At 36.1% G+C, this 14,901-nt stretch carries 7 protein-coding genes; 5 read left to right on the top strand and 2 right to left on the bottom strand.

The annotated features are described in order from the left end of the window. Window positions 1–66 precede the first annotated feature (66 nt). Window positions 67–5,163 carry a response regulator gene (locus tag SAGCYANO_RS31680; protein WP_202223713.1) on the bottom strand — a complete coding sequence of 1,699 codons (5,097 nt, stop codon included), beginning with the start codon at window positions 5,161–5,163 and terminating at the stop codon, window positions 67–69. 1,356 nt (window positions 5,164–6,519) lie between these two features. Beyond that, a complete protein-coding gene (recF, locus tag SAGCYANO_RS31675) occupies window positions 6,520–7,692 on the bottom strand; it encodes a DNA replication/repair protein RecF (RefSeq protein ID WP_202223712.1) in 1,173 nt (390 codons plus the stop codon). A gap of 505 nt (window positions 7,693–8,197) precedes the next feature. On the opposite strand from recF, the gene fmt reads away from it, so the two are divergent. The 5 genes from fmt to SAGCYANO_RS31645 all read left to right on the top strand — a co-directional run bounded on the left by fmt (window position 8,198) and on the right by SAGCYANO_RS31645 (window position 14,759). Beyond that, the gene (gene fmt / locus SAGCYANO_RS31670; protein ID WP_202223711.1) at window positions 8,198–9,196 is read left to right on the top strand and encodes a methionyl-tRNA formyltransferase; all 999 of its coding nucleotides are present in this window, start codon (window positions 8,198–8,200) and stop codon (window positions 9,194–9,196) included. A 1,302-nt stretch (window positions 9,197–10,498) separates the two neighbouring features. Then, window positions 10,499–11,095, top strand: coding sequence for a mechanosensitive ion channel family protein (locus SAGCYANO_RS31660; RefSeq protein WP_202223709.1), 597 nt, complete (start codon window positions 10,499–10,501; stop codon window positions 11,093–11,095). Beyond that, on the top strand, window positions 11,083–12,153 hold the full coding sequence (locus tag SAGCYANO_RS31655; RefSeq protein ID WP_202223708.1) for a mechanosensitive ion channel domain-containing protein: 1,071 nt from the start codon (window positions 11,083–11,085) through the stop codon (window positions 12,151–12,153). The genes SAGCYANO_RS31660 and SAGCYANO_RS31655 overlap by 13 nt, the downstream gene beginning before the upstream one ends. 452 nt (window positions 12,154–12,605) lie before the next feature. Continuing rightward, window positions 12,606–13,076, top strand: coding sequence for a cupin domain-containing protein (locus SAGCYANO_RS31650; RefSeq protein WP_202223707.1), 471 nt, complete (start codon window positions 12,606–12,608; stop codon window positions 13,074–13,076). A gap of 942 nt (window positions 13,077–14,018) precedes the next feature. Next, window positions 14,019–14,759, top strand: a complete 741-nt coding sequence (locus SAGCYANO_RS31645) for a sulfite exporter TauE/SafE family protein (protein ID WP_202223706.1) — start codon at window positions 14,019–14,021, stop codon at window positions 14,757–14,759. The last annotated feature ends 142 nt before the right edge of the window (window positions 14,760–14,901 follow it).

Raw genomic sequence — 14,901 nt, 5'->3', positions numbered from 1 at the left:
AGGAAAATTTTTATTTTTATCCCCTTAAAATAGGAAGCTTTAAACCACAATTTTTATGTAAAAATTTTAAGTATTTACATAGGTCAATAACTCCTGTTTCAAAGCTGCTATTACTTTTTCATATTCACTATCAAGTTCTAATACCAAATCCATTCCTTCAGTTATCAGTTCAGAACCGGGTAAATTTCCTAATTTATCGCATAAACTAGGAATATTTATAGCTCCAATTTGATAACTAAAAACACCCAAACGTTGAGTATACTGTTTCAATTTTTCTGTTGAATTAATAGCAATTGCATTGAAAATTTGTTGCATATAATGAGCAGCATTTTCTAAATAATCCTCAATCATTTTAGCTATAACATTATTTGCGTTTGTGCCTTCCGCTTGACGAATGGAATCTAAAACTGTTAAATCTAAAACTGAGTGATTAATATTATTAATAGAATTACTGAAAGTATCAGCAGAGATATCTTCAGCCACAGCAGTTTCTTGAGAAGTTGACGAATCAATATTATTACTAAATTTAAAATTAATTAAATATTGTTTAAATTGTTCGTACTCATTTTCAAGTTTAGAAAAAATTTCTGCTGCTCCTATGGTAGTATCTGCCCGTCCCAAATTTTCCAACTGATTACATATATCGCCCATAATAACTCCTCCCAGATTACCACTACTAGAGCGCAAAACATGAGCTGCCCTTCTTAATGCTTTAGCATCATTAGCAGTAATTGCTTCTCGAATTGCTGCTAACCTACCAGGAGCATAATTAAGATAATCTCCAATAATTTCATTTAAAAGTTCATCGCCTCCCATCTTTCTAATTGACTCTAACATTGTAATATCTTGCATTGAATTGGCCTTTTTTATCGAATTATCTCTAATAATACTATTACTTAAATGTTGATTATTTTGAATAATATTAGTATCAAAATTATTTTGCCATATTGATATATCTGCATCAATTCGATTAACTTGCTGTAGTACATGGACTAACTCTTGAATTTGGATGGGTTTAGAGATAAAATAACTCATGCCAGCCTCCAAACATTCATTGCGGTCTTCTAACATAGCGTTAGCAGTAACAGCAATAATGCGTGGGCATAATTCAGGAGAATATTGCTGATGTAGAATACGAGTCGCTTCCAACCCATCCATTTCTGGCATTTGCAAGTCCATCAATACTACATCATAAGGTTGACGTTGCAAAGCCTCTAAAACCTCTATGCCATTTGCCACCACATCTGCTCGATATCCTAACTGCTGTAGCTGCAGTAAGGCGACTTTTTGGTTGACTACATTATCTTCTGCCAGTAATATTCGCAAGTTTTGTACTGGCTTAATTTTAGCCTTCGGTGCAACAGCTAAATTTTCTATACTGACTTTTTTGCCTGTAATAATATTAATGATCGTATTATAAAGTGAAGATATTCTAATTGGTTTATTAATAAATGCGGCAAAATTAACATCTGAAAATTCTGCTAACAGCTTCTGTTGTTCTAATGAACCTAACATAATCAGAGGTAAATTTTGACCTAAAGTTTGTTTGCGGATAGTTATCGCTAGAGTCAAGCCGTCCACTTCAGGCATATCAATATCCAATATAGCTAGATCGAACTTCATGCCTTGGTGAATTAAATCAACCGCCTCGCTACCAGAAGCAACTGCCCAAGTTAACATTCCCCAAGACTGTCCTTGTAAAGCTAGCATTTTTCGATTAGTTGTATTATCATCTACTATGAGTAATCGTTTTTCTGCTAAATATTGCTTTGCTTCTTCATTAACGTTAGTTGAGTCGATCGCAGGTCTAGCAGCTATCGTAAAGTAGAAGGTTGAGCCTTCTCCTACTGTACTTTCTACCCACATTTTACCCCCCATTAATTCACTTAACTTTTTACTAATTGCCAAACCTAGACCAGAACCACCATAATTACGATTAATAGAGGAATTAACCTGACTAAAAGACTTAAATAAGCGGTCCATTTGCTCTGGAGCAATGCCGATACCAGTATCTCGCACGGCAAATTGAATCTCATAAATGTCGTTATCGTTACTGCTGTCCCTGGGAGTTGCCTGTACATGAATCGTAACTTCTCCAGCATTAGTGAATTTAATGGCATTACCGAGCAAATTTACTAGAATTTGTCGTAAACGAGTCACATCTCCGACAATTTTCAGGGGTGTCATTTGTTCAACCATGTAAGCCAACTCCAGATTTTTCTCTTGCCCTCTCAAAGCTAACAAATTCAAAGATTCCTCAATACATTGTTGTAAATCAAATGCTTGTTCTTCTAGTTCTAATTTATCAGCATCAATTTTTGAGAAATCAAGGATATCATTAATTAGAGTCAGTAAACTATCTCCACTCATGCGAATAGTTTCAGCAAAATCTCTTTGCTGAGGTTGCAGCTCTGTATCTAGGAGTAAACCTGTCATACCAATTACAGCATTCATCGGTGTCCGAATTTCGTGACTCATTGTGGCTAGAAATTGACTTTTTGCTTGAGCTGCTGCTTCTGCTGCTTTTGTCGCTTTTTCCAAAGCACAATTTTTTAGAGTCAACTCCTCTTTTCGCAAAACTTCTTCCTCTAAAAGATTAGCTTGAGCGATCGCTATACCTACTTGTTCGGCTATTGCTTCCAATAATTCTATTTCTTCTGTTGTCCATTCACGATAAGAGTCACATTGATGTAATCCTATAATACCATTAGCTTTTCCTTGATAAGAAGTTCGTACTGCCAACATTGATTTGAGATTTATCTGCTGACATAAATCTAACATTGATTTGAGCAACGGATCAGTATATACATTAGGAGTAGAGACAGCTCGGTCTTGGGATAAAATTTGTTGCACATGAGGGTTCCCGATAACTGGAACTTTCAAATTTAGTAAAGATGGATACCCAGTCTCCAAATATTCTGCCATATAGGGAATTTCTGGTAGAGCTATATTAATGTAGGTATGAATCATGCAGCGATTTACTTTAAAAGCACGACCCACTTGGTTAACTGTAGTCTGAAAGATTGTATGAATATCTAAACTCTGGCGAATTTCTTGGCTAATTTGCCTCAGCAACACTCCTCGTTGGACTTGTTTTTCTAGAGCTATTTGAGCTTGCTGACGTTCTAATTCATTACCTACCCATTGAGCCATTAGTTTTAAAAGTTGGCGATCGCTTTCTTTGAAAGGTGTCGTCCGTTGATTGAAACTACTAAAGGCAAGTACACCATAAGGCACTCTTCCCACTTCTACAGGAGTACCCATATATGCCTCTAAACCAAAGTCAGTGTAGGCAGGGTGAGAATGCCATTTTGATTCCTGAGCTGCTTCAAAGCATATAAGTTTTTCCGCACGAAAGACTATTCCACAAAAAGTTTTGTCTAAATCAAACTCATCTCCTACCTGAACTGAAAAATCAATGTGCTTTGGCTTTTGTAAGGCAATGACTTTGTAGCGATCGCCGTTAATATATCCTAGAATACCAATTTCAAGTTCAAAACGTCGTCTTCCCATAGCTAGAAGTCCTTTTGTTCGTTGTTCAAAGTTAAGCTTTGGTGCTGAAGCGACTTTGTACAGAGAACGAATAGCTACTTCTCCTTCTCGGATTTCTTTTTCTATTTGTTTACGTTCGCTAATATCCCGAACAAAAGTACAATTATACTCTTTACCATTAAATTCTAAATAATTCACAGTCACATCTACTGGAATAATTTTACCTTCTTTAGTTCTGTGAAAACTTTCTAGTCTGAAAGAACGAAATTTTTTCAAGTCTTGCCAATGTTGCTTCCACTTTTCCTCAGATGAGATGATGGTATCAATATCCAAAACCCTCATCTGTAGAAGTTCTGCTTTGGAATAACCTAAAGTACGACTGGCAGCTTCATTTACATAGAAAAATTTGGCATCATCACCCATTAAATAAATTGCATTCGCAGCTTTGTCTAAGGAAAACTGACTAAGTTTTAAAGCTTCCTCAACTTGTTTGCGTTGGGTAATATTATTAAGAGTTCCCGATGTTCCGGTTAAATTACCATCTGCATCGAAATGAGTTTGGACAAATGCTTCAGTCCAACAAAACCCGCCTTCTTGAGTTAGGTAGCGGGATTCTATATTTTCATTTTGATTTTCATTTTTACTATCTTGACCATTTATATAACTTTGAAACTTGTTTATAGTTTGGAGGCGATCGGATGGATGTATAAAATCTGAAAAGTTCTTTCCTAGACTTTCTTCTACTGTAAAACCTGTCATATTTTCCCAAGCTTTATTGAGAAATATCCATTTACCTGTAGCATCTGTTTGAAAAATTACTTCTGCGATATTATCAACTACATAGCGATATTTTTCTTCTCTTTCTAGCAGTGCAGTTTCTGTCTTTTCCCTTTCTACGATCTGCTGTTGTAAATCTAACAAATTTTCTTGAATTTGAGTGGCCATTTGATGCATACTACCCTGGATAATGCCTATTTGATCGTTACCTTGGGTATGATTATTTTCGTTTAATTTTCTTTTGGTCAGTGTTGTAGCAAACTCAGTTAATTTTTGTAATGGAACGCCTACCTGTCGCTGAAACAAAATTATTATTACAGTCACTAGCACTGAACTCATAGTCATAGAAATAGCTAAATTTTTGATAACATTTTGAGATAATTCTGCTCTCATTTGTTTGACTGAAAAACCTAATCTTGTTTCTCCAAGATGTTCACCATTATTAATAATTGGAGAACTTACTTCGTATATATTATCTTTTTCTTTAAAGTGATTAATAATATTGAGAATATTATTTTCTTTCAAGTTATGTATTTTAAGCTGCTTGGCGATCGTCGGGTCTTCTAGATCGATTTGAGCTTCTAGGGGAATTCCTTGTCGATCTATGACAACACTGTAAATAAAATTGCTATCATGAATTGTACGCCCCATAAATTTTTGTAAGGTGCTGAAATTTGACTTGACAATTGCTTCTCCACTGAGAGTACTTAAAAATTGGACTTCATTTTCAGCTTTTTTTTCTAGTTTCTCTAACTGCCATTTCAAGTTTTGTTGAATTAAGACTATTTCTGCTACTAGGTTGATACTTATTAATAAGATACTTGTAATTACCAAATAGCAAACGGCAATACGACTTTTCCACCAAGTATGTACAGACTTTTGATTATTATCCATTTTTTATTTCCTATATACTAAACTTATTTATATATTTTAGGTGAATAAAAAGCGGTTTTCATTTGGGCAGACCACAGTAGGGACTAACTATGGTTTGCTGAAAAAAGCAAAGTGTGGGGAGGGTGTAAGATTTGACACGGTGACACGGTGACGCGGTGACACCTTATCTCCCTCTCTTCGTGTCTCCGTGTCTCCCCTTCTCCGTGTCCTTGTGTGGGAGACGCGGGGAGGGTGGGGAGACAGAGAAAGTAGTAGGAATAATTGTTCGGGAGATTTTTCTGCCCCCCTCACCCCAAAATTCTCACTTTTTGAGGGTAAGTGAATTGAAACAAGTGCACTCTTTTCGATTCTCAAAAGGCAAAAACCTTTATTTACCGAATAATTAAGGTAAAATACCTCTCTCTCATATAGAATCCGGTTATATAGTATATGTTGATAATTCTATAATTAACAGGACTTACGCAAATTAACCTTGAAAACCCCATAAGTAGGGGCGCCATTCGGAGCTTTGCGGAACGCAAATGGCATTCGCCCTCACTGGATTTAGTGTCAGTGCGTAAGTCCTGATTACTTCAATATTTAATCTCCCCTACTCCTCCACTCCCCCAATTCCCCTCCTGGGAGGGGTTAGGGTGGGTCCCCCACTCCCAACTATACAATAACTATTCAACCGGATTCTATATCAAAGGAGAAACAAGAAAAAATTTTCATTATTAGTCAATCCTATCCGTTTTCAAGGAGAGGTAATATCATGTCCGGTTGAACAGTGATAAATAAATAACTACGGAGTCCTCAGGAGTCAACCCACCCCTCGCCCCTCCGGTGGAGGGGAAGAAAGAAGAAGAACTGGAGTTGAAGGAGAAAGTTTTTTATAACTAATTATCCGGACATGATATAATTATTAATTGTTGAACAACTGATTATCCGGACATGATATTAAGCCTTCTTATACCATTTAAAAAAAAGAATGTTACGAATAATCAGCATCATAAAAGACTTTCAGATAAAGTATTTTTCACTAAAAATGTAATTCACAACATCAAAAATGGTATTAAATATATCCATTCTGCATCCTAAATTCTAAATTATGTTTGCGGAGCATGACAAACGGAAATTATAATAAATACCCTAACTATTTGTAGCAAACATTTATCAATTTGGTATTACCGAATAATTAATAATTAATAATTAATAATTAAATAATTCGCGCCTTGAAGCCTCCCCTTGATCGGGGAAATAAAGAAATAATATTTCCTTATATTCAATTCCGTAGCGGTTAAAACCCGAGGTAATTATCAATTATCCATTATCAATTATCAATTAATGAACTCTTCCCTGTTCCCTCGTTTGACATAATCAAAAATCCAAGAAATAACTAATTTGTCCCGATCGCACCGAAAGAATTTGAGTATCTTGTAACCACTGACCATCAAAACACCCCAAATGAGTAGTTGTAATCAAAGTTTGAAAACGGTCAGTAATTGCTTCTAACAACTGATTTTGTCTATGCAAATCTAATTCTGCCAACACATCATCCAATAAAAGCAACGGTGGTTCCTTTACTACCTGCTCAATAAGTTGCAACTCCGCCAACTTTAACGCTAACACCAAAGTACGTTGCTGTCCTTGAGAAGCATATTGTCGTGCTGGAGTCTCATTAATGATAAAAGCTACATCATCTCGATGAGGACCTACTACTGTAGTACCTTGATATTGTTCGGCGATCGCCCGTGCCTTGATTTTTTCTAAAAAAGCCTGACGCACACCCTCCAAACTATCTTGAATAATCAATTCCTTGCTATCAACCATCACATTCGCCAAATATTCCATCTGCAAAATTTCCATATTTCCAGCGATCGCCCGATGCCACTCACTCGCTAACGGAGCTAACCTCTGTAAAACACGCTGTCTTCGGCGAATTACCCTCGCTCCAGTAGTTGCCAACTGAGCATCCCACAAAGCTAATTCTTGAGTAGAAATAGAATTTATGGAACCAGTAGTTTCTGCTGCCATTTTCTGTTGGCGCATCTGCTTTAATAAAGCATTCCGTTGGCGTAAAACTTGATTGTACTGTTGCAGAATGTGAGCATAGACAGGTTCGAGTTGTACCAAGAGTCGGTCTAACCAGTGACGGCGTACTTCAGGTCCACCCCGGACTAAATCTAAATCTAGACTGGAAAACTGAACCACATTCAGAATGCTTAAAAAGTCTAAATGGCGACGTAAAGTTTCACCATTAATTGCTACAGTACGTCTACCTTGACTCCGTACAGTTAAAGTCAGTTCAATATTTCCAACTTGTCTTTCTAAGTTAGCTTGTATTTGTCCCGCTGGTTTGCCATCTAGGATTAAATCGCGATCGCGACTAACACGATGAGATTTGAGAGTAGAAAGTAACTCTACTGACTCCAGTAGATTAGATTTACCTTGGGCATTATCTCCCACTAAAATTGTTTTGGCAGCATCAAAATTAACTTTCTGGTCTAGATAGTTCCGAAACTGTCGTAAATGTAAATGTCTGAGGTACATATTCACCGAATAATTAATAATTAATAATTAATAATTAATAATTAAATAATTCAGGTCTAAAGCCTCCCCTTTTAAGGGGAAAAAGCGGTCGTTTTGCTGGCGCATAACTACGTTAACGCTACGCGACATGTTTGCGGAGCATTCCGAAGGAAAAAGCGCAGCTTCCCGTAGGGTGGGATGGATGGGTTTCCTAACCATATCCAATCGACCAAGAGAAAAGAAAATATTCCTTATATTCAATTCCGTAACGGTTTTAACCAGAGGTAATTATCAATTATCCATTATCCATTATCCATATAATGAACAGGACTCAGGAGTCAGGAGGGAAAAAATTTATCAAGATTTGGTAATGTTGAAGATAGAGAATGTTTTTATACCATTCGTTTTGTAGCTCTATAAAATCTTACTTAATAACTTATAACTTATAACTTATAACTTCGTTTTGTAAGTATATAAAATCTTACTTTTGACTTTTGACTTTTGACTTTTGACTTATTATAATTCTATGAAAATAATATTCTTTGGCACACCCCAATTTGCTGTTCCTACTCTGGAAAAATTATTAACTCGGCCAGAAATTGAAGTTGTGGCAGTTGTCACTCAACCTGATAAGCGACGGGGACGTGGCAATAAACTTATCCCATCTCCAGTTAAGTCATTAGCAGTTTCTCACAGTATCCCTGTTTGGCAACCCCGTCGAGTTAAAAAACATACTGAAACTCTCAATTTATTACGACAAGCACAAGTAGATGTATTTGTGGTAGTTGCTTATGGACAGATTTTGTCTGCGGAAATTTTAGATATGCCTAAGTTGGGTTGTGTCAATGTTCATGGTTCGATTTTGCCTAAGTATCGCGGTGCTGCTCCTATTCAGTGGTCTATTTATCATGGTGAAAAGGAAACAGGTAATACCACGATGTTGATGGATGTGGGGATGGATACTGGTCCAATGCTGTTGAAGAGTATTACTCCTATTGGTTTATTGGATAATGCTGCATCTGTGGTGGAAGTTTTGGCAAAGGATGGGGCTAATTTATTATGGGAAACTTTGTTGAAGTTGGAGAAAGGGGATATTGAACCTATTGCTCAAGATGATTCTTTGGCAACTTATGCTCCGCTGATTCAAAATTCTGATTATCAAATTGACTGGTCCAGGAGTGCTTTGGAAATTCACAACCAAATAAGGGGGTTTTTTCCTAACTGTGTCACCAGTTTTCGGGGTCAGTCTTTGAAGGTAATGGCAACTGTGCCAGTAGGTGCTGAATATTGGTCGGGGTTGCCACCTGAGTTGCAGAAGTTAGAGAAGGTTTGGTCTTCTGAGTCTGAGGTTTCTGGGAGTGTGGGGGAAGTAGTGAAAGTTATTAAGGGTTTGGGACCAGTGGTACAAACTGGCGCTGGTTGGTTGTTATTGTGGCAGGTTCAGTTGTCAGGAAAGAAGGCGGTTTCTGGTTGGGATTTTGCTAATGGTACTCGTTTGGCCACGGGGGAGATGATTGGCAGTTAGGATGGGTCAAGAATTTAGAATTTAGAATTTAGAATTTAGAATTTAGAATTTAGAATTTAGAATTACCTTTTCTTATAACCCACATTCCGCACTTCAAGAGCGTCTCATTAAAAGTAGTATATAAATCAGTAGTTTGGTAAGTATTTATACTATGCAAATCATCTCAATTACTTTTTTCGTCGATCGATCTTCCGAGTAAAAAATTTACGCATAAATACTTACTTAATTGATTACTCAATCACGGCAGTTATGATTTTCTTCTAAAATTCTGTCTCCAGTATAGCTGTCTCCTGACTCCTTCTTCTGTTGCTACATTTTGTGGTGCGGAATGTGGGTTATAATTTAAGAGGGTTGGATCAAAGGATTTTTTTCTTATCTTGGTCTCATGGATATGGCGCAGGTTTTGGAGCCATCCCACCCTACGGGAAGCTGCGCTACGACCGCTGTCTTGGTCTCATGGATATGGCGAGGGGACCCGCTCTGATCAGAGCCGCTTCGCTAACGCCATCCCATCCTAACGGACTGCTCCGCAAACGACCGCTGTCTTGGTCGATTGGATATGGCGAGGGGACCTCGCCATCCCTCGACCGCTTTTTTCTCCATGAATGGAGAGGCTTTATACTTGAATTTTTCGGTAATTTCAGTTATTGGTTATCAGTTATCTATCAGTTATCTATCAGTTATCAGTACCTCCTACTAAAGTAGGATACAAAAAAATACTTAATTTTCTTTTTTATCCCCTTGAAAGGGGAGGCTTGATATATAATCCGCTTATACAGTAATTGTAAAATTACTTCCTCAGAATACAGATGTTCTGTTTGAATACGAATTTAAAAATTTAATAGTTCAAATCCTTTCTTGACTCCGTGCCTCCTGACTCCGTGCCTCCTGACTCCTGACTCCTGAATTCTTAGTGCGACTTAAATGCAGCGATAAATATCAAAAATAGGGCGGTAGGGCATTCCGTCTTTAAAGCTTGTGGAGCCCGACGGGATACCGGGGCTGCGAAACGAGAAGCCCACACTATAGCGTCAGCGAGCGTGTGGGAGATGTCACCAATACGATCACTAATTACCCGGATTCTATATCAGACCTGATGTTCTGGTCATTGGCTGTTAAACTTATCAATTTAAATTATCTTTTCTTTTGCGGGTTTAATACCCCAGCGTCAATGGGGGTGCTTAAATTTGTTTTGGGTGTGGACCCCATAAGCAATTTTCCCTTCTGCCTTCTGCCTTCTGCCTTCTGCCTTCTTCAAAGTTTCGTTTCAACTGAAAAAATGAATAGGAATTAATTTAGACTATGTTGAAAGTTTTACAAGTATTAGACTCTCCAAGCATCAATTTTCTACTCTTGATTAAAGAGGAGTTAAGTAATGTTCTAGGAGATTTACTAATTTGGACTATTTTAGGGTTTATTTTATATATAGTTGTCTTCTATGGGGCTAGGTTTTTATTTCGGAAGTTAAATAATGAAATAGGAATTTTAACTCTAAACATTTTACAAACTCCTCTGCCAATAATTTTTATCCTGATTTTTATCAAAATAGCAATTTATAATTTAGAATCTTTACAATATTTAGCTCTTATTGAACGATTATTGACTGCAGCAATTATTGCTGTCAGCACTTTTTTAGTAAGTGAATTATTTACTCAGGTAGTTTCTTACTACCTCAGTCAGTACGCAGAAAAAACAGAGGCAGAGTGGGATGATGTATTAGTTCCTATCGTTAAGAATACTCTACCAATCATTATATTCTTGATAGGAGGCTTTTTATTTCTACAAACATTAGGAATAGATTTAACTGGGTTATGGGTAGGATTTGGCGGTGTGACATTTGTACTCGGTTTTGCATTGAAAGATATTTTATCTAACTTTTTAGTGGTTTGGTATTATTGATAGATACGCCATTTCAATTTGGTGATGTTGTTGCTTTAAAGGATGGCTCGACGGCTGTAATTAAATCTGTGGGAATTAGGTTGACCACCTTATATTTGATTGAAAGTCATTGCGATTTATTTCTTCCTAACGCTACTTTAGAAAGTGAAAAGCTGATTAATTTTAGTCGTCCGAATCCGAATTATTACTATACAATTATTGTACCAATCAGAGGTGACTGCGACCCAAATCAAGCCATTAAAATTATTGAAGAAGTTGTGTTGAGTCATCCAGATACTTTAGGAGATATAGATAAAAAGTTGGTGGCTATAGAAAATTTTTACAGGGTGAAAGATCGATTGTTAGATGTACAGGATAATCTTTTATCAAAGAAAGAATTTGGTCATCAGCGTCTCATAGCAGAGCAAAAATTAAAAATTCAGCTCGCAGAAATCAAACAAGCAATGAAAGATTTGATTAGCAAAATTCAGTTTCTAGAAAAGGAAGGACTTGATGGAGGAGAAGTCAGAGAAATTCAGGGTTACTATATGGAAATACTTAGAACAATAGGCTTTGAAATAATTTCAGAAAAAACAAGAGGAAAAAGGTTATTTTCTTTGAAAGAATCAGAAAATATGGATGAAAATACTCTGATTAGCTTGCTAAGAATTTGGTATAAAATTTGGCAGAAAGATCCAGATTTAATTGAGGAAGATAATGAAGTTTTAAAGGTTGAGTTGGAAAGAAAAATTGCTTTTTTAAAGATGAGAATGGATAAATTCTTACAGCAAATTGTTAATGCTAATAATAGTTTCTTAGAAACTAAGTTGGATGACTATGGTGAAGAGTTATGGAAATGGATGGAGGATAGATTTCAAATTTATGCTACTTGGCAACATCCCAAAATTTGGATGAATAATGTGACAATAGGACGCAGTGGAGAAGGGACTATAGATTTGGCTGTAAAGTTTTTTATCGATAATGTGAAATTGGAACAATGTCAGCGTGGTAACCGTATCCGTAGTGAAGTTCATGGAGAAATTGTTAGGCGATTAAGACAGGCTTATTTTTACAGATGAAATGCCCAATGTGGAAAAAATTATGTGCGGCGTTTGCCCCTTCTTCAGAAAATCAGTTTTGGACTTAAATTTGAATAGTTAATACGTAAGCATTTCCTGCGGAATGCTGCGCAAACAGCTATTAGCTGATGGCTGACGGCTGAATGCTTACTTTAATACAATCAAGTTGGATGAGAATAGAGTTGTTTTTTTGAGTGCTAATTATAACTAAATCTGGTCTATAAATAACCTTTATTTATGAAAGTAAGGAAGAAGGGAGAGAGCAGAAGGCAGAAAGGTTAGAGAGAGATTTGAAAAACGTGCTTTTGATAGCCGGATTTGGTATTACTTGGACTAGAATTGATGAATTGGACGTAGTAAAAATTAATATTTTTATAATGAATATTATTAGAGAATTCGGTTAATATACTATTGTTTATGTTTAGTGTTTTCTGTAAAAAAAAATACCTGCTATGGTTGCTAATCAAGAATTAACAGAAAAAATTTCTAACGAAAGTCCAGAACTTCAAGTTTTTCAACTCAAAACTCAACTTTTGAGCAAGGGAAGAAGTGACTATACCCTCGCCAAAACTGATTTAATGAGCGTGAGAATTAAATGTTACGCTCAAGGGGGAGAAAATGTTCTACACTCTCATCCTGGAGAGGACCATACTTTTGTAATTTTAGCTGGAAAAGCTAGGTTCTTTGGCAAAGATGGTGAAGTTGGAGTTTTCAGCAAAAACCAAGGTATATTAATTCCTAGAGGTGGTTTTTACAAGTTTCAAAGTTGTGGAGACGAACCTCTGGTTATGATGAGAGTAGGTGCAGAAAAGGAAAAAATTCCAGTTAATCGTATTGGTATTGATGGTAAGTCATTACCAGGAAAATCAAAGGAAAACAAACATGAGGATGGTGTGCCGATAGAAGGGTTATATTATGAATAGCCACTTCCTTAAGTAGCAATGTTAATTAAGTTTTGAATCAATGAATTTTGTTAGTAATTCCTTCTCTAGAAACTACTACTAAATTTTTATTAGTAGCTTCTGGAGAAGATTATTGATATGAGATGAAAAATTTAAAGCCTTAGATTTTTCTATAGAAATTCCAAATGATTGGTAAGGAAGAAGGAAGAGGCAAGAAGGCTTTATTTATCTAGAATAGAAGACTTAAAAGTCTGAAAAAACTTAAATTTTCTATAGATATTTACCCTTGGGTTTACACAAACGATAAAGCGCGGACATGATATTATTCGGTAAAAAATTTAAGGAAGGATATATAAAAACTCTAAAACTTAGATTCCTATTCCTAGAACTGGTGTTCCATAAATTAAAATATATTTTTAGCAGCAACTAAAACAAGATTCCTATATTCAGAGAATGTGGAAAGAGGACTCTCTCCATAATATAAATTTTAATTGAGCGCCGATCTAAGGCTTTTAAAGTGTGGAAATAGTTCCGCAAAAATCTTAGATATGAATGGCAAAATTGCAAATTAATTGATGGCATTTTAGGAGTCAGGTTCAGAATATTAAAATCAAACTTTATCGGAATATCAGAAATTTTCAAATCCTTAAAATTTTTTGACTTCGGTAAAATTTACCTACTATGATCTGCTGTTGAATATTTATAAAGGCAGAAGGGAAGGGATTATTTTTCGTTTCGCTTCGCTGTATGTAGCGCGTATAACGTTCGAGCAGAACGGAGTTATATAACTAATTAATCAAACAGTCATCCCATTATAATTCCTTAAGTTGATTTTGAGGTTCTACAATTTTATTAAAAACCCTTCTTCAATGTCGCTTTAATATTGGTAGAATGGTCAAACTTATAAATCAAAAAATAAAGCAGAAATAATTAGTAGTAAAATATTATAAATTTTCAAAGAATATGAACTATTTGTGGTTAACATTAGCAAGTATTATTGGGTGGTTTGTCAGTACCCTAGCAGGTGGCGGTAGTTCATTTCTCTTAATGCCAGTCATTGGTTTTTTTTTAGGAGCTTTAGCCATCCCACCAATTATTACAACTGGAGCAATTATTGGTAATGCTGAACGTGCTTTTACTTATCGGCAAAAAATTAGCTGGACAGTAATTTTTTGGGAACTACCGGGTGCTATTGTTGGTGCTTGTTTGGGGGCTTTTATGTTGACCCAAATTTCTGTAGGATGGCTGAGTTTTTTAGTAGGATTATTTCTAGTTATTTCTGGGATAAATTTAATTATTAAGAATCAAGAGCAATCTTTTACTGTTCGTGCTTGGTATTTTCTACCAGCAGGTTTTATTTATTCCTTTTTGTCAGGTATTATTGGTAGTATGGGACCGATACTTGCACCTTTTTACCTTAATTTTGGCTTGGAAAAAGAGGAACTATTGGGCACTCAAGCAGTGAACCGGATGATAGTTCATATTGTTAAAGCGATCGCCTATGCCATTTTTGGTACTTTAACTTTGCCTTTGCTGGGATATGGGATACTTATAGGAATAGCTGCTTTTCCGGGTAATTGGTTGGGTAATTTAGTATTAGAAAAAATTAGCCCTCAATTGTTCCGTCAGTTGGTAATTATTTTTGTGCTTTTTAGTGGTGTCTTTATTCTCTGGGAACAAAGGAATATATTAATATTGTGGTAGATTTGGCACTGATGCTAAAAAAATTGGCGTTGGTAAAGCGCGGGTATGATATTAATCTTAATTACTTAGGAGTCAACCCACCCCTAACCCCTCCTGGGAGGGGAAAGACTGAGTCAGGAGGGAAGAAAGAAGAAGAAAGAGT

It is taken from the genome of Okeania sp. KiyG1, assembly GCF_014132355.1.
Taxonomy (GTDB): Bacteria; Cyanobacteriota; Cyanobacteriia; order Cyanobacteriales; family Microcoleaceae; genus Okeania.
Note: the sequence above shows the minus strand (reverse complement) of the source record. Positions and strands in the feature narration are given on the sequence as shown.